Origin of the sequence: Pedobacter hartonius (genome assembly GCF_900107535.1) — a bacterium.
Lineage (GTDB): Bacteria > Bacteroidota > Bacteroidia > Sphingobacteriales > Sphingobacteriaceae > Pedobacter > Pedobacter hartonius.
Genome location: NZ_FNRA01000005.1, coordinates 193,764 through 219,476, shown reverse-complemented (window position 1 = coordinate 219,476; position 25,713 = coordinate 193,764). Strand labels below are relative to the sequence as shown.

24 protein-coding genes are annotated in these 25,713 nt (G+C 43.6%); 7 read left to right on the top strand and 17 right to left on the bottom strand.

All coding sequences use genetic code 11. The annotated features are described in order from the left end of the window. Positions 1 to 2: 2 nt before the first annotated feature. A complete protein-coding gene (locus BLW16_RS11320; RefSeq protein WP_139298310.1) occupies positions 3 to 419 on the bottom strand; it encodes a hypothetical protein in 417 nt (138 codons plus the stop codon). A 169-nt stretch (positions 420 to 588) separates the two neighbouring features. Here BLW16_RS11320 and BLW16_RS11315 point away from each other — a divergent pair, with 169 nt between their 5' ends. Continuing rightward, a complete protein-coding gene (locus BLW16_RS11315; protein ID WP_090556693.1) occupies positions 589 to 1,032 on the top strand; it encodes a GNAT family N-acetyltransferase in 444 nt (147 codons plus the stop codon). Between the two features lie 120 nt (positions 1,033 to 1,152). Further along, a complete protein-coding gene (locus tag BLW16_RS11310) occupies positions 1,153 to 1,998 on the top strand; it encodes a glycoside hydrolase family 16 protein (RefSeq protein ID WP_090556692.1) in 846 nt (281 codons plus the stop codon). A gap of 45 nt (positions 1,999 to 2,043) precedes the next feature. Here BLW16_RS11310 and BLW16_RS11305 read toward each other — a convergent pair whose 3' ends face one another. The 3 genes from BLW16_RS11305 to BLW16_RS11295 form a co-directional block, all read right to left on the bottom strand. After that, positions 2,044 to 2,871 (bottom strand): glutaminyl-peptide cyclotransferase, encoded by an 828-nt coding sequence (locus BLW16_RS11305; protein WP_090556691.1) that lies wholly within the window; start codon positions 2,869 to 2,871, stop codon positions 2,044 to 2,046. A gap of 47 nt (positions 2,872 to 2,918) precedes the next feature. Then, entirely contained in the window at positions 2,919 to 4,418 is a 1,500-nt protein-coding gene (locus BLW16_RS11300; RefSeq protein WP_090556690.1) for a sensor histidine kinase, read from the bottom strand. Between the two features lie 84 nt (positions 4,419 to 4,502). Then, positions 4,503 to 4,775, bottom strand: coding sequence for a hypothetical protein (locus tag BLW16_RS11295; RefSeq protein ID WP_090556689.1), 273 nt, complete (start codon positions 4,773 to 4,775; stop codon positions 4,503 to 4,505). Positions 4,776 to 4,927: 152 nt separating this feature from the next. On the opposite strand from BLW16_RS11295, the gene BLW16_RS11290 reads away from it, so the two are divergent. Next, positions 4,928 to 5,353 (top strand): VOC family protein, encoded by a 426-nt coding sequence (locus tag BLW16_RS11290; protein WP_245735229.1) that lies wholly within the window; start codon positions 4,928 to 4,930, stop codon positions 5,351 to 5,353. A 47-nt stretch (positions 5,354 to 5,400) separates the two neighbouring features. On the opposite strand, the gene BLW16_RS11285 is transcribed toward BLW16_RS11290, so the two are convergent. The 3 genes from BLW16_RS11285 to BLW16_RS11275 all read right to left on the bottom strand — a co-directional run bounded on the left by BLW16_RS11285 (position 5,401) and on the right by BLW16_RS11275 (position 11,220). Beyond that, positions 5,401 to 6,462: a phosphatidylinositol-specific phospholipase C1-like protein gene (locus BLW16_RS11285; RefSeq protein ID WP_090556687.1), complete on the bottom strand. Its 1,062-nt coding sequence runs from the start codon at positions 6,460 to 6,462 to the stop codon at positions 5,401 to 5,403. A 56-nt stretch (positions 6,463 to 6,518) separates the two neighbouring features. After that, positions 6,519 to 8,117, bottom strand: coding sequence for a RagB/SusD family nutrient uptake outer membrane protein (locus BLW16_RS11280; protein WP_090556686.1), 1,599 nt, complete (start codon positions 8,115 to 8,117; stop codon positions 6,519 to 6,521). Positions 8,118 to 8,217: 100 nt separating this feature from the next. Continuing rightward, positions 8,218 to 11,220: a SusC/RagA family TonB-linked outer membrane protein gene (locus tag BLW16_RS11275; RefSeq protein ID WP_090556685.1), complete on the bottom strand. Its 3,003-nt coding sequence runs from the start codon at positions 11,218 to 11,220 to the stop codon at positions 8,218 to 8,220. A 194-nt stretch (positions 11,221 to 11,414) separates the two neighbouring features. Here BLW16_RS11275 and BLW16_RS11270 point away from each other — a divergent pair, with 194 nt between their 5' ends. Further along, complete coding sequence (locus tag BLW16_RS11270; RefSeq protein ID WP_090556684.1) at positions 11,415 to 13,685, top strand: hypothetical protein; 2,271 nt, start codon at positions 11,415 to 11,417, stop codon at positions 13,683 to 13,685. A gap of 76 nt (positions 13,686 to 13,761) precedes the next feature. Here BLW16_RS11270 and BLW16_RS11265 read toward each other — a convergent pair whose 3' ends face one another. From BLW16_RS11265 to BLW16_RS11255, 3 genes are all read right to left on the bottom strand, one after another. Further along, positions 13,762 to 14,541, bottom strand: a complete 780-nt coding sequence (locus tag BLW16_RS11265; RefSeq protein ID WP_090556683.1) for a TerC family protein — start codon at positions 14,539 to 14,541, stop codon at positions 13,762 to 13,764. Positions 14,542 to 14,631: 90 nt separating this feature from the next. Then, positions 14,632 to 15,882, bottom strand: a complete 1,251-nt coding sequence (locus tag BLW16_RS11260) for a cation:proton antiporter (RefSeq protein WP_175470554.1) — start codon at positions 15,880 to 15,882, stop codon at positions 14,632 to 14,634. Between the two features lie 67 nt (positions 15,883 to 15,949). Then, entirely contained in the window at positions 15,950 to 16,159 is a 210-nt protein-coding gene (locus BLW16_RS11255) for a hypothetical protein (protein ID WP_090556681.1), read from the bottom strand. 106 nt (positions 16,160 to 16,265) lie between these two features. Here BLW16_RS11255 and BLW16_RS11250 point away from each other — a divergent pair, with 106 nt between their 5' ends. The 3 genes from BLW16_RS11250 to BLW16_RS11240 all read left to right on the top strand — a co-directional run bounded on the left by BLW16_RS11250 (position 16,266) and on the right by BLW16_RS11240 (position 18,004). Next, a complete protein-coding gene (locus BLW16_RS11250) occupies positions 16,266 to 16,925 on the top strand; it encodes a metal-dependent transcriptional regulator (RefSeq protein WP_090556680.1) in 660 nt (219 codons plus the stop codon). 69 nt (positions 16,926 to 16,994) lie between these two features. Beyond that, the gene (locus tag BLW16_RS11245) at positions 16,995 to 17,783 is read left to right on the top strand and encodes a hypothetical protein (protein ID WP_090556679.1); all 789 of its coding nucleotides are present in this window, start codon (positions 16,995 to 16,997) and stop codon (positions 17,781 to 17,783) included. A gap of 17 nt (positions 17,784 to 17,800) precedes the next feature. Further along, on the top strand, positions 17,801 to 18,004 hold the full coding sequence (locus BLW16_RS11240; protein WP_139298309.1) for a hypothetical protein: 204 nt from the start codon (positions 17,801 to 17,803) through the stop codon (positions 18,002 to 18,004). A 133-nt stretch (positions 18,005 to 18,137) separates the two neighbouring features. On the opposite strand, the gene BLW16_RS11235 is transcribed toward BLW16_RS11240, so the two are convergent. From BLW16_RS11235 to BLW16_RS11200, 7 genes are all read right to left on the bottom strand, one after another. Next, a complete protein-coding gene (locus BLW16_RS11235; protein WP_090556677.1) occupies positions 18,138 to 19,796 on the bottom strand; it encodes a M28 family metallopeptidase in 1,659 nt (552 codons plus the stop codon). 35 nt (positions 19,797 to 19,831) lie between these two features. Next, on the bottom strand, positions 19,832 to 20,842 hold the full coding sequence (locus BLW16_RS11230; RefSeq protein ID WP_090556676.1) for a zinc-binding alcohol dehydrogenase family protein: 1,011 nt from the start codon (positions 20,840 to 20,842) through the stop codon (positions 19,832 to 19,834). 113 nt (positions 20,843 to 20,955) lie between these two features. Further along, entirely contained in the window at positions 20,956 to 21,144 is a 189-nt protein-coding gene (locus tag BLW16_RS11225) for a hypothetical protein (RefSeq protein WP_090556675.1), read from the bottom strand. 8 nt (positions 21,145 to 21,152) lie between these two features. Then, the gene (locus tag BLW16_RS11220; RefSeq protein WP_090556674.1) at positions 21,153 to 21,983 is read right to left on the bottom strand and encodes an amidohydrolase family protein; all 831 of its coding nucleotides are present in this window, start codon (positions 21,981 to 21,983) and stop codon (positions 21,153 to 21,155) included. Positions 21,984 to 21,997: 14 nt separating this feature from the next. Further along, positions 21,998 to 23,242, bottom strand: coding sequence for an L-fucose:H+ symporter permease (fucP, locus tag BLW16_RS11215; RefSeq protein WP_090556673.1), 1,245 nt, complete (start codon positions 23,240 to 23,242; stop codon positions 21,998 to 22,000). 203 nt (positions 23,243 to 23,445) lie between these two features. Continuing rightward, positions 23,446 to 24,042 carry a GNAT family N-acetyltransferase gene (locus BLW16_RS11205; RefSeq protein WP_245735227.1) on the bottom strand — a complete coding sequence of 199 codons (597 nt, stop codon included), beginning with the start codon at positions 24,040 to 24,042 and terminating at the stop codon, positions 23,446 to 23,448. A gap of 205 nt (positions 24,043 to 24,247) precedes the next feature. Then, positions 24,248 to 25,618 carry a hypothetical protein gene (locus tag BLW16_RS11200; protein WP_090556670.1) on the bottom strand — a complete coding sequence of 457 codons (1,371 nt, stop codon included), beginning with the start codon at positions 25,616 to 25,618 and terminating at the stop codon, positions 24,248 to 24,250. Positions 25,619 to 25,713: the final 95 nt, after the last annotated feature.

Sequence of the window (25,713 nt, the reverse complement as noted above, 5' to 3'; positions counted from 1 at the left end):
CCTCACCAACCGTCCAGGGTAAGATCAGCATTTTCATTGCATGAACCTGCCCACCATTTCCTTGACAACAGAGATAAAATAGGGGCTATAGATATCAGGAGTAAAACTAATTTCTTCAGGCCTTCCACTACACCACCTTTCCCATAAGCCAGTATTGCCTGTTTCACTTTTCTCCGCCCTGCAGAGTCAAGCCCCTGTTTGCTGAGTTTCGAGCTTAAATCCATATTGCCAAAAGTCAGCAGTGAAAGTTTGATCTTAGCTTCGGTCTTGTGCAGGATCTGTAGCGTCCTCACATCGAAAGACTGGATGGTTAACCTCTTGCTAATATTTTTGTATGCAGCAAATGAACTCCAGGCCGTCCTGTGCAATAGAAAGTACACTGCTCTGTGAAAGCCCGTTTTCAACAGTGTGGTGCACAAAATTTATCTTATGTGTTTGCGCGCCGGCCATTCCTGTGAAACAGAGCAGTATAAGTAATATAGCAGCTTTAATATACAGGAAGAACAAACTTCTGCTATTATATCCGGGGCTTTCTATTTGGTTAGGCATAGCAATTGAATATACTCTAAAGTTACCAGATTTTAGCCGATGTTCAAGAACTATACAATAGATAAACTGAGTACCCGACACCACCCCGAAATCCTAAACGTATGGGAATCTTCAGTAAGGGCAACCCATCATTTCCTGAATGAGGCCGACATACAAGCCTATAAATCAATGATCAGTGGAACTTACCTGGGGACACTCCGGTTGTTCGGTATAAAAAAGGGCGATAACCTGCTCGGCTTTATCGGGGTGGGCGACAAAGCCATCCGCCTCTTATTCGTTTCACCTGCCAGCAGGGCCATGGGGATAGGCCTTGCACTGGTTAATTTTGTTTATCAGCATTTCCATATCAGGGAAGTGGATGTGAATGAACAGAATACGCAGGCATATGATTTCTACAGACACCTTGGTTTTGTGGTAACGGAGCGGTCTGCTACTGATGCCATAGGGAAACCTTTTCCTGTCTTGTCTATGAAACTGGTGTAACGCATTTTTCGCCCGGCCGTCCCCAAATGTGGGGGTATTCATGTGACCACTTTAAATTGATAAAATAATTTCTATATTTTTATACTAACCAAGTATTAACCAAATAATAACAATTTACCTATGAACAAAATTTCCACATTTGCCCTACCATTAATAATAATTGCAGCGGCACTGGTTTCCTGTACCAAAAATGACGCGGGTTCTCAGAAAAAAAACACAGAAACAGATAATATTCCAAAGCTGAATGAAACCATTAAAACAGCATCAGGCTTCGTAGGCCCCTTAGTCTGGTCGGATGAATTTAATGGTAGTGCGGTAAATCTGACCAAGTGGACCTTTGAATCCGGAAAAGGACAAAACAATGAAAAACAATTCTACCAGGCTTCAAATACAACTGTGAGTAATGGCAACCTGGTTATTACTGCTAAAAAACAAAGTGTGGGCGGGATGTCCTATACTTCGTCAAGATTAAATACCAGTGGCAAATTCAGCATTCTGTACGGCAGATTAGAAGCACGTATAAAAGGTCCTCTGGGACAGGGCCTATGGCCGGCTTTCTGGGCGCTCGGACAAAATTTCAGTACCGTAGGATGGCCTAAATGCGGAGAAATTGACATTATGGAGCATGTAAATGCCAACAATACCTTTTACGGAACCATACACTGGGACAATAACGGGCATGCCCAGTATGGTAACCAGACAACAGCAACCGGAGGAGATTACCATGTATTTGCCATAGAATGGGATAGTGCAAGCATCAGATGGTATCTTGACGGTAACCTGTTCAATACCGCAAATATTAAAGATAATATTAACGGCACAGATGAATTTCATAAGCCATTCTTTATCATCCTGGATATGGCTGTAGGCGGCGATTTCCCCGGATCAACAATTGATGAAACCAAGCTACCTGCAAATATGCTTGTGGACTATGTAAGAGTTTATCAGGCAGCTGCTGCAAAATAACTGCAACTAATTGATACATAATCCCGGACAACTGGCTGCCTGATCTTAACCTAGCTTTAGCTTAAAGATCAGCGGCCAGTTTTTCCCTGTCACATATAATAACTGGTTGGTCTTATCCCAGGCAATCCCATTTAGCACACTGTCTTCTGATTTTGGCGTATAACCCGGGGCATACTGGGAAAGCAGCCCGAAACAGTCAATGGTACCTACTACATGGCCCGTTGCAGGATCTATCTTCAGAATTTTTGTGGTTTGCCATTTGTTCACGTAGATGAAACCGTTTACATATTCAAGCTCATTGAGATTGTCAACAGTGCCCAGATCATCAGTCACCTGGATCTGCCCCACTACGGCAAAGGATTTGGGGTCAAGTTTATAGAGGATGGAACTGCCTACACTGACATAGAGGTTTTTGCCGTCATTTGTCATTCCCCATCCTTCATAGGGCCATTTAAACGTGCCGATGATTTTACCCAGGTCGTTTAAATTGTATACATAGGCAATGTGGTTCTGGTAGGTCAGCTGAAAAAGCTGGCTATTCAGGATGGATATCCCCTCTCCGTAAATGGCTTTATCTTTGATGGGGAATTTCTTTTGAACCTGCCCGGTGGCTGGGTCTGCAACCGAAACGAATGAGTTTTCCAGGGTTCCTGTTCCCTCATAGAGCTTGTCACCGCTGAGTTCAAAACCCTCGGTATATGCGGCCGTATCATGAGGCAATGTACCTGCTACCTTATAGCTTAGTACTTTTGCTGCGGGAACAGCTGTACTGTCAGCCGCGGCACCTGCAGCTTGTGTTTTTACTTCTTTATTCCGGCAGGAGGCAAGGATGACCGCCGCTGCCCATAATAATACGCTATATTTTTTACACATTTCCGTCTTCTTTCAACAGGTTATAATACGCCGGAAATATATTAATATTATCTGATATTGTTAACCAGTGGTAAGGAGAAACAAAATGTAGATCCGGCATTCTCTTCACTTTCAGCCCATATTCTTCCACCTTCCTGCCTGATGATCTCTGCAGAGATGAACAATCCCAATCCCATACCCTGGTAGGAATATGATTCGGCTGTGCTTACGCGATAAAACTGGTCAAAAACCCGGCCTATGTTCTCTTTGCTGATCCCTATTCCAAAATCCTGCACACTAAACACTACATCTGTGCCCCGCTGGGCTGTGGTGATCAGGATGTTATCCCGTTCAGGCGAATATTTGACCGCATTCGAGATCAGGTTGCTGATCACCTGGCTGATCCGCATGCGGTCACAATAGATATTGCCCATAAAGCTCAGGTGCATTTCAAGGTGGTGCCCGCTTTCCTGGCAATCGGCATCCCTGATGTTATCGGTCACGATGTCGTTAAAGGAATGGTAATCGCGTTTAAAACTCAGCTTGTCATTACTGATCTTACTCACGTCCAGCAGGTCTTCAAGCAAAATGGTGAGCCTGTTTACCTGCCCGGTAAGCCGCGCCAGCATATCTGCTTTTTGTGTGTCGCCTTCCTTCTTAAACATCCTTTCCAGTAATTGCGCATAGGCTTTGATACTGGTAACGGGTGTTTTTAGCTCATGACTGGCGATACTCAAAAAATTATCTTTCTGATGCTGCAGCTTTTGCTGTTCTTCTATCCCGGCGATCTCTTTGGTGATATCCCTTACGATACCGGCAAACTGCTGAACCGTTTTAACGGGATGATACAAAGATTTGCCCGTGCAGTGCAGCCATCTGGCATTTTCATCCGGACAAACCACACGAAAGCGGATATCACAGGAGCTTTCACTTTCGCTCAGCAACGTATTCAGAAAGGCATTGTAAACCTCCCTCAGATCATCCGGATGGACGTTTCTCAGGGTATACTCAAATACCGGCGTTTCTTCTTCCTCCACACCAAAAAATTTTTTGCCCAATCCGTCTAAAACCATGTAGCTATTCTGCAGATCAAAATTCCAGGTTCCTATACTGGCCGACTGCAGAGAGAAATTCAACCTGTCATCAGCTTCTCCCAAACGCTGTTTGGCAAGCGCGAGTTCGGTCACATCTGTAGCTGAATGGATTACCCCTTCAATATTCCCATCAAGGTCCTTTAGGGCACGGTAGGTAAAATCGTAGTAAAATGTCCGCAATTCTCCGTTGACAAAGATTTTGGCTGCGGCCTCTTTGGCAGAATAGGTTTCGCCGCTATAAAAAACATTTTTCAGCAGGTCTATAAAAGGCTGCCCCTCCAGTTCGGGCACTGCTTCAGCCAATGTTTTACCAATTACAGAAGCGTCCTTTGCCCAAAAACCGATCATGGCTTCATTAGCCATAAAAATTTCCATATCAGCACCTCTGTAAATGGCCGTTGCCCCGGGAATATTATCGAATAGAACCTTATACCTCTCTTCTGCAATCTTAAGCTCCGTCCGTATCTTTTCCATACCGTTATAATCAATTCATCAGGAAATCATCTGATTTTTTCAAAACTCTTTAAAATGGCCTTTCACCAGCAGAAAGAACAATAGCTAGATATTTTTAGGGTTATAAGCACCATTCTCCCTGTCATTATCATAATTCAAGGCGTCATTTCCTTTGGCATTATCCTCGGTAGGTTTTTCTTCTTTTTTTTCAGGAAACTCTGTTTCTTCAGGAGATTCATAGGTTGTATCAAAACCCGGATCTATACTCGGATTTTCAAATTCTACCTCTTCTTCGTCTTTTTCACCTTCTTCAGCACCAGACTGATCATGATGTCCTTTCAATTCCTCATCTTTCGGATATTCTTTGTTATTTTCCATAGTTATCGTTATTGTCTTTACGGAATCAGCATTCCTGATCGTTATTGGGTAGATAACAATATTTTTTTACATTGGTTTGCGCGAAAATTTCTATAAATTACACTATGAAACAACTGGCTGCCTTAGTTACATTCGCTGTAATTTTTATGTCTATGAACAAGTCTATTGCACAAACGGCTTCAAAAACGGAAAGTGCCACACTCAATCATATTGCTGTGTACGTGTCTGACCTTGAAAAGAGCTCCTATTTTTATGAGAAACTTTTAAACCTGCAAAAAATAGAGGAACCGTTTAAGGACGGCAGACATGTTTGGTTTTCTCTGGGGGCTGCCGGGCAAATGCATCTGATCCAGGGTGCAAAGACCAATATTCCGCATGATAAGAACGAGCATCTTTGCTTCAGCGTTTCCTCCATTACAGATTTTATGGCTAAGCTGGACGAACAGAAGATCAGTTATATCAACTGGGAGGGCACAGCTAAAGCGCCGACCATTAGGGTTGATGGCGTGAAACAGATCTACTTCCAGGATCCGGACGGGCATTGGCTGGAAGTGAACGACCAGCGGAAATTTCAATAAGCAGCAATGCCTGCTGCAGACATCGCTGCTTATTGGAATTTCTGCTATCAATTCTTAAATAGGGGATTTAATCTATAATATGTTCCGTCTTTAAAGCTCACTTCATAGTCAGATTTAAAATGGGTACTTTTCTGGTAATAGTCGGTAGTGATGATCTGGGCACCAGATGCACAGGCTGCATCAAACGCAGAACGGTCGTTCCTTCTGGCTTCCTGGGTGTCAGCATCTGCACGGGTACGGATGATATATCCTTTTTTAACTAATTCCGGGATCTCAGGACTCCTGGCGTCGTTAATGATCATCATTGCTGCTTCCGGTCTTCCGGCAGCGGCATTTGCAAAAAGTGTTCTTCCTTTTAATGAGGGATGGCCTTTGATGTACAGTTCCATCTTATCGCCTCTCTGATCGAAGATAAAGATGAACTTACCCCGGGCAGCTTTCAGCGCAGGCCAGTTGTCATGTAAAACTGCATCTTCGAGCGTTTTGTATTTACCGCGGACCTGGTCTGGTGTAATTACTTTTCCCTTACCAAGGGTATTTAAAATTACTTCGTCCAGCTGGTCAAACGTGTCAGCAGTAAATTTCTCGGGAGCACTGAAACCCTCACCTTTCGCATCGTCTTTTGCTTCCAGTGTGATAAATACTGGTGTATGGTCAGGATTGGCTTCAGACCATTTTCTTAATTTCTCCAGTCCGCCTTTGAAAGTGAGGAAATCACTGCGGAAATCCAGGTCCTGGATATGGAACACCTTAAATCCGGGCGCATTCATTTCATGGTTTACGTCATAAGGTGCCTGATCTGCCGCCCAATCGAGCCCCCTCGGATGTGCATACTTTCCTCCTTTTGAATCAGCATATACGTCAATCTCCAGGTTTCTCAGCCCTTTGTCCAGCTGTTCAGTAACGGGGATATGTTCATAGTCGATTCTGCTTGCAGAAACCGAATCATCTTTACTGAAAGCTTTAAACAAATGAGGGTCAATTGCTTTTTTGTAGCTGTTATGTGAACCGATCACCTGTATCTTGTTGATAGGAAGATTATCACCATCACCTGGTGTAAATGCAGAAAGCGCAAAGAACAGACTTGCGCAGGATAGGGTTTTTAGCATAAGATTTGTTTAAAATAGAAACAGCCGGCCCAGTACCGGCTGTTAAAGTTAAGATATTAATAACCCGGATTTTGTTTCAGGTTGGTGTTTAGTCTCAATTCTGAGGTTGGAACAGGATAAATTCTTTTTGTTATGTTTTTATCCATGCTCAGCACATCATTTTGTAAAGGATATTCTGTTTCGAATTGTCCGTAACGGATCAGGTCATTTCTTCTCCATGCTTCCCACGAAAGCTCTCTCGCTCTTTCATCCAGGATACTTTGCAGGGTAACAGTAGTTGCCAGAGCGGCTCCTGCTCTTGCGCGGACTTTGTTTACAAGAACCAGAGAAGTTTGCAACTCACCATTTACTGTAGTTGCAGTAGCACCACGCAGGATTGCTTCAGCTTTCATCAGCATTACATCCGCAAGACGTAAAAATGGCATGTCATTACCATTCAGGCGGGTTGCCTGGATAGCGTTTACATCAGGCCAGTATTTTACAGACCGGATACCTTTAGCCTGGTCGGCCACGGTATTACCCACGTCCATTGGTTTACCTGGTTTCAGGATCAGATCTCTTGTCAGCTCAATCTGTGTAGTTGTTCCTGCATTATATACCGGTTTTGTTAAGTCTGGTTTCCTGTTTGCATCAGGAGCGTATTGTTTACCAATCAGCCAGGAAGAAGTACGGACATCATTGGCTAAATTAAACCTGTCATAAAATTCGGGAGTAGTACTCATAGAGATACTAAAACCAACACCCGGGATACCGTATGCAGGGGCCAGCGCAGGATAAAATCCAAACCTGGTGATCTGGTTACCCGGAATTTGCTGGTCATAAGGAATTGCAAAGATGGTCTCAGAGATCTGAGGACCGTTATTGACGTCAAAAATATCAGAATATTTAGCATCCAATGCATAAGCAGTGTTTTTCAATACACTGTCAGCCATGGCTACAGCCTCCGGATATCTTGATTTTCCGGTATACACCTCAGCGTTAAGGTACATTTTAGACAATAATGCGAAAGCCAGACCGCGTGTTGGTTTTCCATAATATAATGTATTATTGGAACTGGTTTTTTGTGGCAGATTTGGAATTGCTGCAAGTAATTCTTTCTCAATAAATTCGAAAACCTTATCTCTGCTTACCGTGGCCGGCAAGGCATCTGCAGGAACAGGGAAATTTTCTATAATAGGTATGTTACCATAAATATCCATCATCATGAAGTAATACAATGCACGCATCGTTTTCACCTCTGTAGTTCCTGAAAGCTTAATCGCATCAGAAGAAGGCGCTACAGCTGTTGCTCCAATTAGACGGTTACAAGTATTAATTCCACCGAATCCCCATTCCCATACGGTTTTCACATTGGCATGATCAAATGTCCAGGTATGGTAATGCAATTGCCTGTACTGTCCGCCATCATCAAAGTTACCGTCCCTTGCAGGCAGAATAGCTTCGTCGGTAGATAATTCCTGCATTCTCCAGTAAGGAACTCCAAATGATGAAGAAAGGTTAGAATACATGGTACCATAAAATGCTGCAAAATCTGCAGAAGTTATAGGAAAATTGTCTTTTACATATTGCGATTCCACTTTCACATCCAGTTTAGTGCAGGATGCAGCGAAAAGCATTGCAGCACATGCTGCGGATAATAAATATATTTTTTTCATCTGGTAAGTATTTGTTTTCAATTGATGAAGCTTGCATAAGATGAGTCTCAATTCTGTGATATGCCATCTTATGCAGGTTTATCTGTATAAGGCTAAATAGTTAAAATGATGCGTTAACACCGAAACTCAGCGTACGTGTTTTTGGGTAAAAGTTGTTGTTGTCAATACCTGGCGTTGCTCCACCCATATCAATCTCCGGATCAATTCCTGAATATTTCGTGATTACGAATACGTTATTTGCAGAGAAATAAAGACGGATAGCTTTAATGGTTGGTGATTTAGGTTTAATGGTATAACCTAAAGTAGCATTGTCCAGACGTAAGTAAGAACCGCTTTCCAGATATCTGTCTGAGATCAGGTAAGCATTTACGTCAGCGAAGGATTCGGTTAAGCTGGACCTTGGAATATTTTGCAGTTTAGCATCTGCTGGTGTATTCAGTCCTGCTGCTGTTGCGTTCAGGATCTTATTACCCAACACTCCGCGAACAAGGAAATTTAAATCCCATTTTTTATAGCTGAAACTGTTGTTCCATCCATAGATATATTTAGGTTGTGCATTACCGGCAATTTTCATGTCAGTTGTTAAAGGCTGACTGGCAATGGTTTGTCCGGCAGCATTGATATAAGTACTAACGCCTGCGGCATTTTTACCTGCATAGTTCCAAAGTTTGAAAGTACCTAATGCTTCTCCTGGCTGGATGATCTGGCTGTAATTTCCCGACTGTCCTTTACCACCCAATTGGGCAGTCTGGATATAGTCAATTTTATATATTGCATCAGACAGCGCCTCTACAACGTTTTTATTATGGGAGATATTGGGTGAGGTTGTCCAGCTGAAAGTTGGGGTTTTAACGGCTACTGCGCTCAGGGTTATTTCTATACCTGAGTTTTTGATCTTTCCAACGTTTGCAGTAATGGTGTTTGTAGGGAACTGTGTAGTAGAAACCGCATACTGGTCATAAATCAGATCAGATGTTTTCTTGATATAATAATCTACTGATCCCGTGATCCTGTTTTTAAACAATCCGAAATCTACACCAATATTGCTGGTTGCGGTACTTTCCCATTTCAGGTTCAGATTCTCATTCCTTACCGGTCCGATCGCGTTACTGATCAAACCATTGTTATAAAACTTGCTGCCGGCACCATAAACCAGTAAAGAAGAAAAGGCGTTAAAACCAAGACTGTTTCCTGATTTACCCCAGCCTGCTCTTAATTTCAGATCACTTACCACTGGCACACTTTTCATGAAATCTTCAGAGATAATTCTCCAACCGGCAGATACTGCAGGAAAGTATCCCCATCGGCTGTTTATTCCGAAAGCAGAAGATCCATCTCTTCTTAAGGAAGCGTTTAAAAGGTATTTTTCGTTAAAATTGTACTGTGCCCTTCCGTAGAAAGAGATTAATCTAAGAGTAGAACCAACTAGTGTCTGATCTAATATCAGCTGACTAAGTCCCGTAGGATTGGACAACGCCGGGTTATTTGCACCCAACTGATCATTTGAAAAACCTTGCGTTTGTAACCCAAAACCATCATTGGTTTTATCTTCCTGAAATGAATAACCTGCCAGTAATTTTATGCTGTGTTTACCAAACGTTTTATCATAGTTAAAATATCCCTCCGCAATTTTGGTGGTATTTAACACTTCAGATCTGATCGCTACTCCGTTTGCATTTCTGGCTAATCCGGATTGGCTGTTTAAGTAGGTATTATTGTTACTCTGATCTTTTTGTGTGGACAAACTTGCAGTAAATTTTAATCCATCCAGGATGTTCACCTGTGCAATACCATTAATCAGTGTTTTTTCATTCTTAATCTTCACTAAATTATTGTCAACTACAGAAAGCGGGTTACGGGTTCCGCTACCTGTTCTCAGATAATTTTCTTTGTAAGTACCGTCAGCATTAAAAGGGCCTACTGTTGGTAAAAAGAATAACATGTTTGAAAGTGCTGTAGTCTGAGAATAGATATCGTCACTATTTGAAGAGCTATTGGAAACCGTAACACCTAATTTTAATCTGTCATTAAAAAAACGCTGATTGATGTATCCTCTTACAATTGTTCTTTTCAACGAAGTATTTTTCAATATCCCCTGGTTGTCCAGGTAATTGACACTGGCACCATAATCAGAACTTTGTCCCGAACCGCCATAAGAAACATTGTGGTTTTGCGAATATCCTGTTCTTTCGATCAGTTTCTGCCAATCGGTATCAGAACCATCATCGTCAAGAGCCGAAAGGGGTGCCTGACCATTATCTGCAAGATACTTGCGCAGTTCAGGCCCGCTTAACACATCGTATGTTTTTGATACGTTTTCGACAGCTCCGTAACCACTGTAAGAAAGTCTCGCCTGTCCCGCTTTAGACTTTTTTGTGGTAACAATAATTACTCCATTTGATGCCCTTGAACCATAGATGGCCGTAGAAGATGCATCCTTCAGGATGTCAATTGTCTCGATATCTGCCGGAGCCAGTAAATCGATAGAGGCACCCGGAACACCGTCAATTACATAGAAAGGTTCCTGTGCAGCTCCGGTACGGAAAGTAGAAGGCCCCCTTAAAGTTGTAGAGGGCTGCTTGTTCGGGTCACCGCTTTTAGTTACGTTTAACCCGGCAACTTTACCCTGCAATAATTGCGCAGGACTTACCAATACACCCTGATTGAACTCATCAGAGCTTATAGACACTACTGCTCCGGTAAGGTCTTTTTTATTTGAACTACCGTAACCAATAACAACTACGTCGTTCAGTAATTTACTGTTTTCTTTTAATACCGGGCTTACATCTGTTCTGGTGCCCACAGGAATCTCCTGCGTTACCGATCCAAGCATTATAAATACAAGTACATCCTGCGGACCACTCACCCTGATCGAGTACTCACCATCCTGATTAGTAGATACCGCTGCAGAAGAACCCTTTACCCTAACGGTAACTCCGGGTAAGGACCTTTTGGCCTCGTCAATTACAGTTCCTTTTACAATTCGGCCTGTTTGCTGTGCAAAGGCACTCACCGATAATACCAATACTAAAATCAGTGAAAAGATACCTTTCCATTGAAGCTGATTGGTGAACCGGGAAATTAATGTGTAGTTTTTTATCATAAATCGTTTTACCTAAAACCTTATAAATTTTGCACAAAGGTGTTCCTTCTACTTTAACAGCACCACACATTGATATTATCAAATTGTTAACGAAAAGGGCCACGGGTACGATTTATATTAACAGATGTTACGCTCACATCGAGAATATATACCTTTGCTGTAGCTGTGCCCTATAATTGGAGCCCGATTTACATATGAGAAAACTGCCCTTCCGGATATTCTGTATCCTGCTGTTTACGTTAAATACACAAATTACTGATGCACAGCTAACTAAAGTAAAAACGGATCATCTTCGTATTGATGGCAAGGGAATTCTCCGCTGGCAGCGGAAAGGTAAAGAGGCTGCATTTTTTGGCGTAAACTACACGGTTCCCTTCGCCTACGGATACCGTTCACACAGGGCACTGGGAATAAGTCCGCAGCAGGCGATTGACAATGACGTGTACCATATGGCTAGGCTGGGTATCAATGCTTTCAGGGTACATGTATGGGATACAGAGATCAGTGATGTTGCAGGAAACCTGCTCAGCAATGAGCACCTGCGGCTGTTTGATTACCTGCTTGCCAAACTAGAGGAACGCGGCATTTATATCCTGATCACTCCAATTGCCTTCTGGGGAAATGGCTATCCCGAAAAAGATGAACAGACGGGCAGTTTTAGTAATGTATACGGGAAAGAACAGTCGGTAATAAACGAAAAAGCTATCCTGGCACAGGAGCGTTACCTATATCAGTTTTTTAAACATGTAAATCCATACACCGGGAAAACTTATGGTACTGATCCTTTTGTGGTAGCCACAGAACTAAACAACGAACCTAAGCACAGCGGCCCGCAGCAGCTCACTACTGCTTATATCAACCGGTTAAACAAAGCAGTCAGAAGCACGGGATGGAATAAACCGGTGTTCTATAATATCAGTGAATCCCCGGCTTATGCCGCCGCTGTAGCAGGATCAAAAGTGGATGGCTTCAGCTTCCAGTGGTATCCGACAGGGCTGGTGTCGGGACATGAGCAGCAAGGAAACTTCCTGCCGAATGTAGACCGTTATCATATTCCTTTTGACACCATCCCCGCCTTCCTTCACAAACCAAGGATCATCTATGAATTCGATGCGGCAGATATCCTCCAATCTTACCTGTACCCCGCAATGGCACGGAGCTTTCGCACTGCGGGATTCCAATGGGCTACACAGTTTGCCTATGACCCCATGGCTACTGCATACGGAAATACAGAATATCAGACCCATTATCTGAATCTTGCCTATACTCCCTCAAAGGCGATCAGCCTGCTCATTGCAGGAGAGATTTTCAGAAACACGCCATTGTTTAAATCCTATGGGCCTTATCCGGCAGATACGGCATTTGCAGATTTCAGGCTCAGCTACCGGGAGAACCTGAGTGAGATGAACACTAAAGAAGCGTTCTATTATTCAAATACTACTACTAGTATGCCCCTGGCTGCACAGGCGCTAAAACACATAGCCGGCGTTGGCAAATCACCGGTAGTCAGTTACGAAGGAACGGGCGCCTACTTCATGGATAAGCTGCCCGATGGTAACTGGAGGCTGGAGGTTATGCCGGATGTACAAAAGATAAGCGATCCTTTTGCCACAGCTTCGCCGGATAAAGAAGTAAATAAGATTGTCTGGAATGAACACCGGGTGACGATCAGCCTTCCCGGTCTGAATGCAGGGTTTCATGTACAAGGGTTAAACAAAGGCAATACGCTCCGGCTTAGCGCTGCGGGTCGTTCTTTCCGGCTTAAACCAGGGACGTATTTACTGAGCAATCAGCAAGCAACTGCAAACCCGGCAACCCGCATTGGCTGGATCAGGATGGATGAATTCATTGCCCCTCCGGCTGTAGTACTTAAAAACCCGGTGAAACAACAAACACCAGGCAGAATTACGGATTCCACAGGTTTTGCCGAAGCAGTAACTCTTTTCGACCCGGCGAAACCGCCTGTTAATCTTATATTTTACCTGGGCGACTGGAAAGCTGATAATTATGCTTTCATACCTGCCGGGAAGGATCAAAAGGCGGTGCTGAAGATCAACCATACCCCAGAGAAATTAAAAAGAAATGGTGGAATGGAGATCTATATTAAAGATATTCTTCATCATCAGGGCAACTTATCTGGCTATCGTTTCCTGGTGATCAACGCTGCTGCATCTGCGGAAATACATCTAAATGTGAACCTGATCAGCGGTTCGGCAGTCTCCTATGGCCAGCTGTTTAAACTGGGAAAACGAGACCGGGAGGTGCGCATTCCCTTAGCTGCCCTTATTCCCTCACCACTATTACTGCTGCCAAGGCCATATCCCGGTTTTCAACCACTGTATTTCCAGTCGGCCGCCAAAGAGAAGTTCAGTATTGCAGGAACAGAAAAATTTCAGCTCAGCTATCAGCTAAATGAAAATACGCGGGAAACGATCTCCATTGGGGAGATTAAACTGGAAAAATAATCCTGCAAAGCCATTGATATCTACCATTGACCCTGATCATCGCCGCTGAGCATTCTATTTATGATACATTTCGTCCCTATTCCGGAATACCCTCACTATGTTTCTTTGGGAAATTAAATAACAGGGAAGAGATCACAGGTATAAGGAATATGGAAACGGTAAGAACAGAAACAACAAGATCTGCTTTATCTCCTTCCAGGAATTTAGAGATAAAAGATCCCGGATAGAAATGAGTATAAACGGAAGAGCTTAACTTTATGCCCAGCAGCCCGATCACGATAAATGCTGCTGTTTCCAGGAATACAAATTTTTCCATCAGCCGTACAAAGGCCTGCGCAACAAAACGCATGGCCAGGATGCCAATGAAAACCCCGGTATAGATCAGCCAGATATGATCCGTAAATGCCACAGCCGCAAAAACATTGTCGATAGAGAAAGCCAGGTCCATCACTTCTACCAGTGCAACAGTGGCCCAAAAGGTTCCCAAAAGCCCCACAGTTGATCTGTACATCCAGTTCCTGTTTTTGTTTACCACTTCCTCCTGTTCGGGTTCGTCCTTCTTTTTAAAGAAATAACTGAAGGCAAGGTACAAAAGATAGATTCCTCCTATTGGTTTGAGCCACCATATTTTAACCAGCCAGGATGCAATTAACAGGCAGATTCCCCTGAAGATATAGGCGCCAATGATACCATACTTCAGCGCCTTCCCCCTTTGGTCTTTTGGCAGGTCCATCACCATGGTAGCCAACACCGCAGCATTGTCTACGGAAAGCAGGCTCTCTATCACAACAAGGTTTAAGATAATTAAAAGACCGGCCTTAATGTCTTCTCCAAGTACAGTATGCAAAAAATCCATTTTAATTCTTCATTTAATGATAGCTAAACCCGCATATCAGTTTATTTGTTCTTTATCAATTAAATCATGGCGATAGCAGGACAAACCACTCTATTTAGCCAGAATTTCCCGGTCCTCCGGTAATACCTCTTCAAGTTTCCTGAAGGTAAACCCTGCAGTTAGTCCGTGAATACCAATGGAGACCAGTATAATAAAAGCCACTACAGACCATAACTGGTCCTGATTTTTAAAAAATGTGGTGCTAAAAGCAAATGCCAGGTAATAGAGTGATCCCATTCCCCTGATGCCAAAAAAACTGATAACCAGCTTCTCCTGTATCTTCAGCCTGGTACCAATCAGCCCTGCCAGACCGGCTAATGGCCTGACGACAAATATAAACACAATGCCAAAAGCTGCCATAGGCCAGGTAAGGCTGTTCATAATTCCGCGGACCAGGCTTCCTCCAAATAAAATGAGCATAATGGCTACGAGGATACGCTCAATCTGATCAGAAAATGCGTGCAGCCGGTTGTGGTACCTGTCTCCTCTTTCATAGGCACGTAATGTTAATGCCGCGATAAATACGGCCACAAACCCATATCCATGGACCATTTCCGTCACTCCGTAGACAATTAACGTTGCAGCGATGGATACAAATCCATCCTGGGTCACAAAGGTCTCGTACTTCTTTGACAGCGTAAACAGCACGTAGGCGAGCAGCTTTCCCAGTAAAAATCCGGATAACAGCCCGGCAAGAATCTGGTAAACTACATGTTTCCATATCCATGTGATCATATAAGGCCCGCCACTAACAGACACCATTGCGATTGCTATCGCGAGCCAGACAAATGGAAAAGCCATTCCATCGTTGAAACCAGCTTCTGCCGTGAGGGAGAACTTTACATTATCCCTATCTTCTTCATTTGGATCACCTACCTGTACATCGGTCGCCAGGACGGGATCCGTGGGCGCCAAAACCGCAGCCAGCAACAATGCGGTGGCCAGCGGCATATGAAAATAAAAAATACCGATTGCGGTTACTGCCGCTATGCACAGCAACATCGTGACCGTTACCAGTCTGAACGGTATGCTCCAGGTGCGGAAAGAAAATTTCTGATCAATCTTTAAGCCTGTACACATCAGGGAAACGATCACGACCAGCTCTGTAAGGTGAAGCGTAAGTCCTCGATATTCCCTTGGGTTGGGTGCAGGCAGAAAATCGAAAATGCTGTACAGCAGCATTCCTAAAAGAAGATAAATGACAGAGTAGGAAATTCTTGTTTTTGCAGTCAGCGCAGGCATCCATGCCATTCCCAAAATCCCTACCCCAATAATTGTTACAATAACAAGGTAATGATCCATGGGCATTTATTCTATTCATTGCATAACAACGAACAGGAAATTTTGTTGGCAGAATATAAGAACTGGCTTACCCGGGGTCGCCTTTCGGGCGCTGTTCAGTCTGCTGGTTGAAATCTGCGTCCCAGGATTCATCTGCGACATTAAATTCAGCATTTCTTAACTGACGTCTTTTTCTGACAATATCATTCACGTTTACAAATCCATTAAAAGGAATATGCCGGTGCTCTTCCTGATTTTGTTGGGATTCTTCAGCTTCATTATGAGGATTGGTTTGCATTGGTATTCTGATTATCAGTACGTAGTGGTAAAGATAAAGTATATTTCAATTTAAACGGGTTACGATTAGATAAATATTTATTTACTTTTGATTGATTAGCTGAAAAATGAAGAAGACTTATTCCGAAGAAAATTATCTTAAAGCCATTTACCACATTGGTAAGAGTGAAAATAAAGTAAGCCCCAAGGCTATTTCTGATGCACTGGGGAATAACCCTGCCTCTGTTATTGATATGCTGAAAAAACTTCAGGATAAGGATCTGATCACCTATGATAAGGTACAGGGTGCCATTCTCAGTTCCGCTGGTGAAGCTGCCGCATTGGACATTATTCGCAAGCACAGACTCTGGGAGGTGTTTTTAGTAGAAAAACTGCATTACGACTGGGATGAGGTACATGATATCGCCGAACAGCTGGAACATATCCACGATGAACAGCTGGCAAAAAAACTGGATGACTTTTTGGGGAACCCTGCTTTTGACCCTCACGGAGATCCTATTCCGGCACAGAATGGCAAAATGCCCGTTTATGCCAATAAGAGGTTAAGTGAAGTGGATGTTAATCAATCCTGTAAAGTAGGCAGTGTGAGAGACACTTCTACCCCCTTCCTGAAATACCTGAAACAGCTGAATGTAAGTTTAGGATCAACAATCCGGGTAATCGAAAAGATGGAGTTCGACCAGTCGATGACCATTACTATCGACGGCGGAGAACCAAAAAGCGTTTCCAGTAAAATGACCGATAACATCCTGGTGATACTGGGATAGACAATTTTTTCTGATGATCAAACCTTGTCAGCTTACTGGTGTTTAAAGATAGATTACTAATCCCCAGGAATGAAAAGACTTCTCCAGATCTTAAACATCGTTACCTTATTCTTTGCCATTGCCATTAATTATTTATTTAATGGCCAGCAGGACAAACCATCTATCGGCGAGATCTCTGCAAAGTATGAAAACCTGCTTACACCTGCCGGATATGCCTTTGGGATCTGGGGGCTGATCTATATATCGCTCATCGTGTTTGCAGTATATCAGTCGGCAGACCTTTTCAGGAAAGACCTGAAGCGGGACTTTATATTTCAGATCGGCTGGTGGTTTATTATCGCCAACCTCGCTAATGCGGCATGGGTTTGGGCCTTTACCAATGACCAACCCGGTCTGTCCTTACTGATCATGGTGGTTATTTTCTTCTCGCTTTTAAAGATCGTACTCCATACCAATATGGAAAGATGGGATGCCCCCAATCCGGTAATATTTTATATCTGGTGGCCGTTCAGTCTTTATTTCGGATGGATCAACGTAGCGCTCATCATCAATATTTCAGCGTATTTAACTGCTATCGGATGGAACGGGAATCCTGTCAATGCCGAAACCTGGGCTATCCTGGTATTACTATTGGCCTCTCTTATATTTATTACCATGACCTGGAGACGCAATATGAGAGAATATGCCAATGTTGGCGTATGGGGAATTGTTGCTATCGCTGTAAAAAACTGGAACAACCATCCTGCAGTAGCATGGGTAGCTGTTGCCGTTGCCGTTGTAATATTTATTAATGCATCGGCACACGGCTATCTGAACCGTGCTACAGCTCCATTTGCAAAAAAAGTAAAACAAATTTAATTTAATTTAAAATGACTATGGAAGAGAATCAGAAAAACAACGCAGAAAAAGAGCAGGTGAAACCTAATCCGGACGGCATTGACCAATGGAACGACCGCCTGGATGAAAACCTGGAGAGCGAACAAACAGGCAATGAAATTGCAGATGAAAAGGCCAGGGAATATTCTGAAAAACATGGAAGCGGCAATCAGTCGGACGAGGAATATCCCGGACACGCGTAATTTTTGCAAAATGTTCAGTACTAGCAAAAACGTTAAAGCCAGGAACTTTATCCTGCTTTGCTAAAAATACTCTCCTGTTTGAGGCAGCCTATCGGGCCTCAAACAGGAGAGTATTTTTGATTTGACCAGTGGCTTAAAGTTTATACTTTGCTTTATCCCGCATTACTTTAAACTCTGAACCGGATTTCCATTTGGGGAAAGTGGTCTCATTGCTCAGGCGGTAGCCTACATCAAATAACAGGCGCACATCTTCTACCATACCGCTTACATCGGCTTTCGGATCAAAATTATCCTGGGGAGAATGGTACCTTGATTTGAAAAAATCATCGGCCTGCTGTTGCCCCCATTCCTTTCCATGGGTTACATTATCTACTCCGGATCCGGTAAATAAAGACGGAATACCTACTTTGGCCATGTTAAAGTGATCAGAGCGGTAATAAAGCCCGGTAGAGGGTTTTGGATCTTTAACAGTGACACGGCCCTGTTTCTTTGCAGATGCAGCAGCATAATCTTCGAGGTCAGACTGACCAAAGCCATAAATCACAATATCCTTAGTTTTGCCAGCCAGCCCCATCATATCCATATTGATGTCGGCAACCGTTTTCCTGACAGGGAATACCGGGTGTTTGGCATAATATTCAGAGCCTAAAAGGCCCTGTTCTTCTCCTGTAAAGGAAACAAAAACAATAGAACGTTCCGGCTTTTCAGTCGCCTTTTCAAATGCAGCGGCCAGGCCCAGCAGTGCGGCAACACCCGTAGCATTATCTACAGCACCATTGTAAATCGAATCACCATTAACAGGCTCTCCAACACCTAAATGATCCCAATGTGCAGAATAAATGATATTTTCATCCCGTCTTTTTGTTCCATGGATAACCGCAACTACGTTATTCGATACTGATTTTTTAATGGTATTAGTTACCTTTAATGAAGTGGTCATTTTTAGATCTACTGCTTTAAAACCGGACTTCATGGCCTGCGCAAAAAGGGCGTCAGACTGACCGCCGAGTTTGAACAATTGCCTGGCAATATCCAGCGTGATCCAGCCTTCGACTATGGCTCTCGACATGTTATTATCCTTTTCTTCAAGCTGCAGTTTTGATTTCGACCAGCCGCTGCGGACCACAGACCATGGATAGGCGGCCGGAGCAGTATCATGTATGATCAGGATCCCTGCGGCACCCTGACGGGCAGCCTCTTCAAACTTATAGGTCCAGCGTCCGTAATAGGTCATACTTTTTCCCTTAAACAGGGTAGAATCTGAAAATCCCGGATCGTTGATCATTACCACTACTGTTTTCCCCTTTACATTCAGTCCTGCGTAATCATTCCACTTATATTCAGGAGCTACAATCCCGTAGCCGGCAAAAACCAGCGGTGAATTCTGCAGGTTAACCTGGGGCCGCACCCTTCTGGTACCCGCCACAAATTCAGTCAGATAGCTGGCTGTAACGCTTCCAGACGCACCTTTAAATACCATTTTACTGTCGGGCGTAGACCTGATCTCCACCATCGGCACTTCCTGGAAATAACTGTCCCCATTCCCCGGCTTGAGACCCAGCGCGCTGAACTGCTCTTTCAGATAATTGATAGACCTCGTTTCTCCTGCTGTGAACGGTTTCCTCCCCTGAAATTTGTCCGAAGCCAAAACACCGAGATGTTTCACAAAACTGGAATCATTGATCATTTTAATGGCAGTAGAATCTGCAGCTTCGCCGGCGGCAGGACTTACTTTTTGCTTACAGGCGGTGAAACAGATAGCAGCAGCCAGGCAGAGAACGGTTTTCTTCATGCTGATAAATTTTCTTCAATGTATTATAAAAATAATCAAAAAACAACTACCGCTTTGATTACGCCGTTTGCAGGATCTGTGATCTCCGAAAACTGGTACTTTATTTCATCGAACTCTATCTTGTTGGTGATATAATTTTCAGGCCGGACAGAACCATCCCTGATACAGGATACTACCTGTGTAAAATCTTCGGGCAGCGCATTGCGGCTGCTCATTAATGTAGCTTCACGTTTATGAAATTCGGGATGGCTGATCACCAGCTCTTCCTTTTGCAGTCCTATCAGTACATATCTTCCACCATGTGCCAGGTATTGCACACCAGAATTGATCGCATTTAGATTTCCTGTACAGTCCATGACAACCGTCGGCATATCGCCATCAGTAATTTCCATTAATTTCTCCATGACGTTATCTGTAAGCGGGTTGATCTGGTAAGGAATGCCTAAGGTGTCCTTGCAGAATTCCAGCCGGTGCGGGTTTACGTCCATTGCAATGACCCTGCCTCCGGCTATTGCAGCAAAATCCATCGTGCCCAATCCTATCGGCCCGGCACCCATCACAAGTACAAATTCGCCCATCTCTACTCCCGCACGCCTTACCCCATGTGCGCCTATAGCCAAAGGCTCTACCAGCACCAATTCATCAGCAGACAATCCTTCACCATGTACCAGCGCATAGTCAGGCACAGAAATATATCCCCTCATCCCCCCGTCTATATGTACCCCAAACACCTCCATTTTTACACAGCAATTGGTTTTCCCATTTCTGCAGGCTACACACCTCCCACAGTAGAAATAGGGGCTTATGCTTACGATATTTCCAACGCTAAAGCCATTTCCCTCCGTACTTATGATCTCTGCAGCGAGTTCATGCCCCAGTATCCTGGGATATTGAAAAAACGGCTGTGTTCCTCCAAAAGCGTGTATATCGGTACCGCAGATACCCACACGCAAAACCTTTAATATACTATAGTTTTCCCGTTCTTCAGGCATTTTAGTTACTGTATACTCAAATTCTCCCGGGGTGTTACAAGTAAGTGTTTTCATCTATTTATAGCTGTTTATTAATCCTTCATCCTTCATTGCCTCCCAGAATCCCCCCGGCAGCTCCTGACTGGCCATCGCAATATTCGCTTTCACTTTTTCCGGGCGGGTGGTATTCATAGCAATACTTTCCACACCTGGAATGCCGCAGAATCAAACACCGGTTTGCCGGGAGCGTGCAGAATGCACTGACGAACGATCTCTTTTTTTTCTTCAAATGGAACAGCCTGGTAAAGATTGCCTAAACCGCTGGTATCAAAAATAACTTTGGGCAGCAACAAACTTTCCGAAAGCGTATTTTTCATGTGATCTGTTATAAATGATAGAAATCAATTGCATTTTTACCAAAAAAAAGCTGCTGTTCGTTTTCCGTACATGAACTGAAATAGGATTTTACGACATGCATCACCTGCGTGTAGCTACCAGCAGCCAGACATACCGGCCAATCGGATCCGTACATCGTTCTTCCGGCACTAAAAGCATTTAATATCACCTCAAGATACGGAATAATATCTTCAATCCGCCAATTTTGCAGATCAGCTTCAGTAACCATACCGGAAACTTTACAGTACACATTTTCATATTGTGCTACCTTTCTAATATCCCGTTTCCATTCTGTGATATCTCGCTGCCTGATGGCCGGTTTTGCCAGATGATCCAGTACAAAGCGCTGGTTTGGAAATCGGGAAACCAGGTCAGGAATGAACTGCAGCTGATCCCTGAGAATCAGGATATCATAGGAAAAGTTATATTTTTCGAGCAGTGATATGCCTCTTAAAAAAGAATCCTGCAGGCACAGGTCACGTTTTTTTTCGCCTTGCAGAATATGCCGGAAGCCCTTTAGAGCAGGGAATGCCGCATAAGCTTCCAGGGATCTTTCAATACCGGGCGACTGCAGGTCTGCCCAGCCTACTACTCCCCTGATAAAATCATGTTGATGGCTCAGGCCGAGCAGGAAATCCGTTTCTTCCAGGCTCTGCTCTGCCTGAACGGCAATACAGCCCTGAACATTATTTTCCTGCAAAACAGGAGCGAGATCTTCCGGCAGGAAATCGCGCCTGATGACAGCCATATCATCACCGATCCAGTTGTGCTGTACGCGGTCATATTTCCAGAAATGCTGATGTGAGTCGATCGTTACCATTACAGGTTATTTTCTTAATGTGCCACACTTAGTTTTATCTTCTTCACTTTCAGGTTCGTTAATGCGAAATAAAAGATCACGGCAAAACAAATTGCAGGCACCGAATAGGCCACCTGGATATCTGTCAGATCTGAAAGCCTGCCCATCAGTACCGGAAAAACGGCACCCCCAACAATTGCCATAATCACCATTGAAGCCCCCTCTTTCATCCTCGATCCGAGTCCGTGGATGCTCAAAGAAAATATAGTTGGGAACATGATGGACATAAAAAATTCCACTCCCATTAAAGCATACACAGAAGCTTTACCTTCCAGTAATACTGCTGCAGCAATCAGCACAATATTGATCAGGCTATAGATTGCCAGCAACTTTGACGGAGCAATATATTTCATTAAAAATGTACCTATAAACCTGCCTGCCATAAATCCAAGCAGTGCACCAGAGAGGAACAGCGCGGCCGACTTCTCTTCGATACCTGCCACATGTGACGAGAACCGGATAAAAAAGCTGCTTACGCAGGTCTGTGCACCTACATAAAAAAACTGAGCGGTAACTCCCAGCATCAGGTTCTTCTCTTTTAACAATGATCCTGTTGCCTCTTCATGACCGGTTTCGTTCTGAATTTCAGGCAGAGGTGTTCTGATCAGGAACAGGGCGATCAGTAAAACTACAGCCCCGATGATCAGAAAAGGGACTTGTACCGCTGACGCTTCTTTATCCAGATAGGCATTCAGCTGCTCAGGGCTCATGGCCGCCCCGGCTGCTGTACTAAGCTTTTGTCCCGAGAGGATAAACATCCCTCCCAGCAAAGGTGCAAGCGTAGCTGCAAGGCCATTAAAAGACTGGGCAAAGTTTAACCTTTGAGTTGCACCCTCGGCATCACCCAGAACAGTGATATAGGGATTTGCCGCCGTCTCCAGAAAGGTAAGGCCGCTGGCAATCACAAACAGCGCGGCAAGAAAGAATACATAGGAACGCGTCATTGCGGCAGGGTAAAATAAGAACGCTCCTATGGCAAACAGCGTAAGGCCGAATACAATACCACCTTTATATCCGAATTTTTTCATAAACCATCCGGCCGGCAGTGCAAGGAGAAAATAGGCGATGTAAGATGCCGAATCGATAAAGGCAGACTGGGTATCTGAAAGTTGGCATGCCTTTTTTAAATGCGGAATAAGAATGGGGTTTAAATTCAAGGCAAATCCCCAAAGGAAAAACAGGGAGATGATCAATACTACAGCAAAATGATTCTTTCTCATTTATAATCGTTTGTATACAGGTTTAAATGTCTATATTGGTGTAGATAAAGAAAGGTTGTTTTTGCTAAAAAAAGCAACGCAGGGTTATCCAGTTATTAAGCTATTTTGTCATGTTAACCGGATAAGCCCTTCTTATTACGCTAATATAAACGGAAAAACCCGTATCTACGATTCAAGTACCGATTTCAAACCGGATTGAAAAATTAGTTGGCTTCTGAGAGATATACAGGGAAATACGTCGCTTCACCCGCAAGAGCAGCTGGCTCTTCAAGTTTTTCCGGATCAAATAACATCGCGGTACATAAACAGTTACACTTTTTTTTACCTTCCAGGATATCGTAGTTCACGCAGCTTCTGCATCCTTCCCAAAAGAGTTCATCATGCGTAATATCCTGGAAAGTAACGGGTTCAAACCCCAGCCGGGTATTCATTTTCATGATCGCTGCACCAGAGGTGATGCTGAAGATCTTCGCATCCGGGTACATCCTTCTGGACATTTTAAAAATCCTGTCCTTAATCGCTTTGGCTACGCCTGATTTCCGGAATGCCGGTGAAACGATCAAACCTGAATTAGAAATATATTTACCTTTTTCCCAGGGCTGAATATAAGCGAAACCTACCCATTGCCCGTTTGCTGTAACGGCGACAACGGCTTTTCCATCGCGGATCTTCTGAGCAACGGAAGCGGGTGTGCGTTTTGTAATTCCAGAGCCTCTCGCTATAGCAGAGGCTTCAGTTTCACGGCAGATTTCTCCGGCATATTTGATATCATTTAATGTGGCAACTCGCACAAATATCATTTGATTTTCCATTTTTTTTATTTTAAAAACAATGTAGTTCAAATGAAGTGCCTGATCATAAAATTGCTATAAAAAAGGGCCTTAAACGCATATCAAAGAGGATTATTCTTTTTCCTGGAATTTGCCGGCACGAAATACCCTTTCAAAATGAAAGACCTCTTTCCATTTAAGCATATTTGCCTGTTCAGGGGATTGAAGTGACGGCTTACTGAAGAGAAGAATACCTGCTTGCTGCAAGTTTACCCGGTTTTTTAGCAGGGAACAGACCGATGTTCAGGGAGAAGGAAATACCTGTAGATTTTAAATTGACATCGTTATTACCTATTCCTGTCAATGGCAATTTGGCAAAGGGCTGTACGCCAACACTTAGCTTCTGACTGATTTGATGATCGAAACTCAGCGCTAAATTGGCAATACCAAAAATATGCTGGTTCTGATTCGAATATTCCGTTGTGGTTACCTGTTGTGGCTGACCCGGCTGGTCCACAATGTAATCATACTTTTCTTTCAGCATAAAATAACTTGAAAGCCCCGTATTTACAGTAACCGAGAGTTTCTTTTTATTTATCAGCTTGTAATTCACGTTCAAGGGTATATCAAGCACATTACAATCGGCTTTTACTTCCCAGGCCCCGGCTGCAGGTGCATAAGTGCTCCCTCCGGCAGCCGTACCGCCGGAGTTATAGAGTTTTCTCGCATATATGGCTCCCGATGTAAGACTGAACTTTGATCCAAGGGCATAAGTGGCCAGCACTCCGAGATTGGAACTGATCCTGGATGACTTATTATTCTGACCCGACGAAATATCCGGAGCCGCCATAGCACTCAGTATGAGGTCGGGCCGTGTGGATAAAGCATCATCCATTTTCTTTTGAACACTGCGTACAACATCTGTATGGTTGATCCTTTCAAGAGGATCTTTGCTCATTGCCAGTGCCATTGCTTTTTGTGCCAGAATTGCACTGTCACTCAACGGCGTATTTGACTCTTCCGGTATTTTAACAGGCAGAGGAAAAACGAGCTTCATGTTATTCTTTTCTAAACCGGCAGCAAGAGAATTTCGGGCGGGGGCATAACCTGGTAAAGGTATAAAGACAGGACGAAGCGGATTCGGAGGGTTTACCGGATTTACAGGGCTTACAGATGGTACATGAATTTGATCTGCAGGTGTATTGAACGGGCTTAAAGCAAATTTTTCAGTTGCAGGAGCAGGCTGTTTAATTTTTATACTGTCAGTTGACTGAATTCTGTTCAATTCAGCAGCCAGACTTGTATTGGCAGAATCAGCTCCCTGAAGAGGTGTTTCTTTTTTAATTCCCGGTTTTGCAACATGATCTGCCAATGAATCTTTACTGCTTTTTTCAGACACAGCAGGGCCGGACAAAACCCAGAACAGAAAAATCAGCACTGTGGCGGCTGCGCCGCTTGCTGCAAATACCCAGAGAGGTATAATTTTTCTTTTCTTTTTCTCATCCAATTTTCGCTCCATCTTAGCCCAATCCAATTCATTGAAAGGAATCTCAGGGTCATTCAGGCCGCGTTTAAACAACTCATCTATCTCATTCTCTTGTCCCATCAGTATTTTTTTTTCATACTATTTAATACCTGCATGGTTGTTTATACAAGATAAGCTTAAATTCATTTGTTTAACGGCTTCTCTATCTACGGTAT

What these genes read in the sequence shown, in the direction of transcription:
- BLW16_RS11200 (WP_090556670.1), bottom strand. Translation starts at nt 25,618, where the DNA reads ATGGGACAAGAGAATGAGATAGATGAGTTGTTTAAACGCGGCCTGAAT.
- BLW16_RS11315 (WP_090556693.1), top strand. Translation starts at nt 589, where the DNA reads ATGTTCAAGAACTATACAATAGATAAACTGAGTACCCGACACCACCCC.
- BLW16_RS11245 (WP_090556679.1), top strand. Translation starts at nt 16,995, where the DNA reads ATGAAAAGACTTCTCCAGATCTTAAACATCGTTACCTTATTCTTTGCC.
- BLW16_RS11305 (WP_090556691.1), bottom strand. Translation starts at nt 2,871, where the DNA reads ATGTGTAAAAAATATAGCGTATTATTATGGGCAGCGGCGGTCATCCTT.
- BLW16_RS11300 (WP_090556690.1), bottom strand. Translation starts at nt 4,418, where the DNA reads ATGGAAAAGATACGGACGGAGCTTAAGATTGCAGAAGAGAGGTATAAG.
- BLW16_RS11260 (WP_175470554.1), bottom strand. Translation starts at nt 15,882, where the DNA reads ATGGATCATTACCTTGTTATTGTAACAATTATTGGGGTAGGGATTTTG.
- fucP (WP_090556673.1), bottom strand. Translation starts at nt 23,242, where the DNA reads ATGAGAAAGAATCATTTTGCTGTAGTATTGATCATCTCCCTGTTTTTC.
- BLW16_RS11285 (WP_090556687.1), bottom strand. Translation starts at nt 6,462, where the DNA reads ATGCTAAAAACCCTATCCTGCGCAAGTCTGTTCTTTGCGCTTTCTGCA.
- BLW16_RS11205 (WP_245735227.1), bottom strand. Translation starts at nt 24,042, where the DNA reads ATGATATTTGTGCGAGTTGCCACATTAAATGATATCAAATATGCCGGA.
- BLW16_RS11250 (WP_090556680.1), top strand. Translation starts at nt 16,266, where the DNA reads ATGAAGAAGACTTATTCCGAAGAAAATTATCTTAAAGCCATTTACCAC.
- BLW16_RS11265 (WP_090556683.1), bottom strand. Translation starts at nt 14,541, where the DNA reads ATGGATTTTTTGCATACTGTACTTGGAGAAGACATTAAGGCCGGTCTT.
- BLW16_RS11230 (WP_090556676.1), bottom strand. Translation starts at nt 20,842, where the DNA reads ATGAAAACACTTACTTGTAACACCCCGGGAGAATTTGAGTATACAGTA.
- BLW16_RS11220 (WP_090556674.1), bottom strand. Translation starts at nt 21,983, where the DNA reads ATGGTAACGATCGACTCACATCAGCATTTCTGGAAATATGACCGCGTA.
- BLW16_RS11290 (WP_245735229.1), top strand. Translation starts at nt 4,928, where the DNA reads ATGAACAAGTCTATTGCACAAACGGCTTCAAAAACGGAAAGTGCCACA.
- BLW16_RS11270 (WP_090556684.1), top strand. Translation starts at nt 11,415, where the DNA reads ATGAGAAAACTGCCCTTCCGGATATTCTGTATCCTGCTGTTTACGTTA.
- BLW16_RS11255 (WP_090556681.1), bottom strand. Translation starts at nt 16,159, where the DNA reads ATGCAAACCAATCCTCATAATGAAGCTGAAGAATCCCAACAAAATCAG.
- BLW16_RS11275 (WP_090556685.1), bottom strand. Translation starts at nt 11,220, where the DNA reads ATGATAAAAAACTACACATTAATTTCCCGGTTCACCAATCAGCTTCAA.
- BLW16_RS11310 (WP_090556692.1), top strand. Translation starts at nt 1,153, where the DNA reads ATGAACAAAATTTCCACATTTGCCCTACCATTAATAATAATTGCAGCG.
- BLW16_RS11240 (WP_139298309.1), top strand. Translation starts at nt 17,801, where the DNA reads ATGGAAGAGAATCAGAAAAACAACGCAGAAAAAGAGCAGGTGAAACCT.
- BLW16_RS11225 (WP_090556675.1), bottom strand. Translation starts at nt 21,144, where the DNA reads ATGAAAAATACGCTTTCGGAAAGTTTGTTGCTGCCCAAAGTTATTTTT.
- BLW16_RS11295 (WP_090556689.1), bottom strand. Translation starts at nt 4,775, where the DNA reads ATGGAAAATAACAAAGAATATCCGAAAGATGAGGAATTGAAAGGACAT.
- BLW16_RS11235 (WP_090556677.1), bottom strand. Translation starts at nt 19,796, where the DNA reads ATGAAGAAAACCGTTCTCTGCCTGGCTGCTGCTATCTGTTTCACCGCC.
- BLW16_RS11280 (WP_090556686.1), bottom strand. Translation starts at nt 8,117, where the DNA reads ATGAAAAAAATATATTTATTATCCGCAGCATGTGCTGCAATGCTTTTC.